This window comes from Enterococcus sp. DIV0660C, from assembly GCF_017316125.1.
Taxonomy (GTDB): Bacteria; Bacillota; Bacilli; order Lactobacillales; family Enterococcaceae; genus Enterococcus_B.
Window position 1 is genome coordinate 1 of sequence record NZ_JAFLWA010000022.1, and the last position, 2,997, is coordinate 2,997.

Genomic DNA, 2,997 nt, shown 5'->3' on the forward strand with positions numbered 1-2,997 from the left:
CACGTTTCTATCGCTAGAAATGAAGTCAAAACCCAACCGTAAGGTTGATAAGGTTAAGTGAATAAGGGCGCACGGTGGATGCCTTGGCACTAGGAGCCGATGAAGGACGGGACTAACACCGATATGCTTTGGGGAGCTGTACGTAAGCTATGATCCAGAGATTTCCGAATGGGGGAACCCAGCATCTTTTATAGGATGTTACAAATATGTGAATACATAGCATATTTGAGGTAGACGCAGAGAACTGAAACATCTAAGTACCTGCAGGAAGAGAAAGAAAATTCGATTCCCTGAGTAGCGGCGAGCGAAACGGGAAAAGCCCAAACCAACAAGCTTGCTTGTTGGGGTTGTAGGACTCCGATATGGTAGTTTTTTCAGATAATCGAATGACTTGGAAAAGTCAGTCAAAGAGGGTAAAAACCCCGTAGATGAAATTTGGAAAGCACCTAGGAGGATCCTGAGTACGGCGGAACACGAGGAATTCCGTCGGAATCCGGGAGGACCATCTCCCAAGGCTAAATACTCCCTAGTGACCGATAGTGAACCAGTACCGTGAGGGAAAGGTGAAAAGCACCCCGGAAGGGGAGTGAAATAGAACCTGAAACCGTGTGCCTACAACAAGTCAAAGCCCGTTAATGGGTGATGGCGTGCCTTTTGTAGAATGAACCGGCGAGTTACGATTGCATGCGAGGTTAAGTCGAAGAGACGGAGCCGTAGCGAAAGCGAGTCTGAATAGGGCGTTTGAGTATGTAGTCGTAGACCCGAAACCATGTGATCTACCCATGTCCAGGTTGAAGGTGCGGTAAAACGCACTGGAGGACCGAACCCACGTACGTTGAAAAGTGCGGGGATGAGGTGTGGGTAGCGGAGAAATTCCAAACGAACTTGGAGATAGCTGGTTCTCTCCGAAATAGCTTTAGGGCTAGCCTCGGAATTGAGAATGATGGAGGTAGAGCACTGTTTGGACTAGGGGCCCATCTCGGGTTACCGAATTCAGATAAACTCCGAATGCCATTCATTCATATCCGGGAGTCAGACTGTGAGTGATAAGATCCATAGTCGAAAGGGAAACAGCCCAGACCACCAGCTAAGGTCCCAAAATATATGTTAAGTGGAAAAGGATGTGGGGTTGCACAGACAACTAGGATGTTGGCTCAGAAGCAGCCACCATTTAAAGAGTGCGTAATAGCTCACTAGTCGAGTGACCCTGCGCCGAAAATGTACCGGGGCTAAACATATTACCGAAGCTGTGGATAACACCTATGGTGTTATGGTAGGAGAGCGTTCTAAGGGCGTTGAAGGTAGATCGTGAGGACTACTGGAGCGCTTAGAAGTGAGAATGCCGGTATGAGTAGCGAAAGACAGGTGAGAATCCTGTCCACCGAATGACTAAGGTTTCCTGGGGAAGGCTCGTCCGCCCAGGGTTAGTCGGGACCTAAGCCGAGGCCGAAAGGCGTAGGCGATGGATAACAGGTTGATATTCCTGTACCCGTTGTTTTTGTTTGAGCAATGGAGGGACGCAGGAGGCTAAGGAAAGCAGACGATTGGAAATGTCTGTCCAAGCAGTAAGTCTTAGGTTGAGTCAAATGCTTAATCTTTTAAGGACAAGCTGTGATGGGGAGGGAAATAATAGTACCGAAGTTCCTGATGTCACACTGCCAAGAAAAGCTTCTAGTGAGAAAACAATGGCCCGTACCGCAAACCGACACAGGTAGTCGAGGAGAGAATCCTAAGGTGAGCGAGAGAACTCTCGTTAAGGAACTCGGCAAAATGACCCCGTAACTTCGGGAGAAGGGGTGCTGATCGTCAGATCAGCCGCAGTGAATAGGCCCAAGCGACTGTTTATCAAAAACACAGGTCTCTGCAAAATCGTAAGATGAAGTATAGGGGCTGACGCCTGCCCGGTGCTGGAAGGTTAAGAGGAGTGCTTAGCGTAAGCGAAGGTACGAATTGAAGCCCCAGTAAACGGCGGCCGTAACTATAACGGTCCTAAGGTAGCGAAATTCCTTGTCGGGTAAGTTCCGACCCGCACGAAAGGCGTAACGATTTGGGCACTGTCTCAACGAGAGACTCGGTGAAATTTTAGTACCTGTGAAGATGCAGGTTACCCGCGACAGGACGGAAAGACCCCATGGAGCTTTACTGTAGTTTGATATTGAGTGTCTGTACCGCATGTACAGGATAGGTAGGAGCCGTAGAAATCGGAACGCTAGTTTCGATGGAGGCGCTGGTGGGATACTACCCCTGCGTTATGGCCACTCTAACCCGCACCACTAATCGTGGTGGGAGACAGTGTCAGATGGGCAGTTTGACTGGGGCGGTCGCCTCCTAAAAGGTAACGGAGGCGCCCAAAGGTTCCCTCAGAATGGTTGGAAATCATTCGAAGAGTGTAAAGGCAGAAGGGAGCTTGACTGCGAGACCAACAAGTCGAGCAGGGACGAAAGTCGGGCTTAGTGATCCGGTGGTTCCGCATGGAAGGGCCATCGCTCAACGGATAAAAGCTACCCTGGGGATAACAGGCTTATCTCCCCCAAGAGTCCACATCGACGGGGAGGTTTGGCACCTCGATGTCGGCTCGTCGCATCCTGGGGCTGTAGTCGGTCCCAAGGGTTGGGCTGTTCGCCCATTAAAGCGGCACGCGAGCTGGGTTCAGAACGTCGTGAGACAGTTCGGTCCCTATCCGTCGCGGGCGTTGGAAATTTGAGAGGAGCTGTCCTTAGTACGAGAGGACCGGGATGGACTTACCGCTGGTGTACCAGTTGTTCTGCCAAGGGCATTGCTGGGTAGCTATGTAGGGAAGGGATAAACGCTGAAAGCATCTAAGTGTGAAGCCCACCTCAAGATGAGATTTCCCATTTCTTTAAGAAAGTAAGATCCCTGAGAGATGATCAGGTAGATAGGTCAGAAGTGGAAGTACAGTGATGTATGGAGCGGACTGATACTAATCGATCGAGGACTTAACCAAGAATGGTAAAAGAAAAAACTCGGAAGAGTTTG

Annotated in this window: 1 rRNA gene; it reads left to right on the forward strand. The window is 49.9% G+C overall.

The features are described from left to right. The first annotated feature begins 51 nt into the window (after positions 1–51). Positions 52–2,965: ribosomal RNA gene (locus DOK81_RS06760) — 23S ribosomal RNA — on the forward strand. The last annotated feature ends 32 nt before the right edge of the window (positions 2,966–2,997 follow it).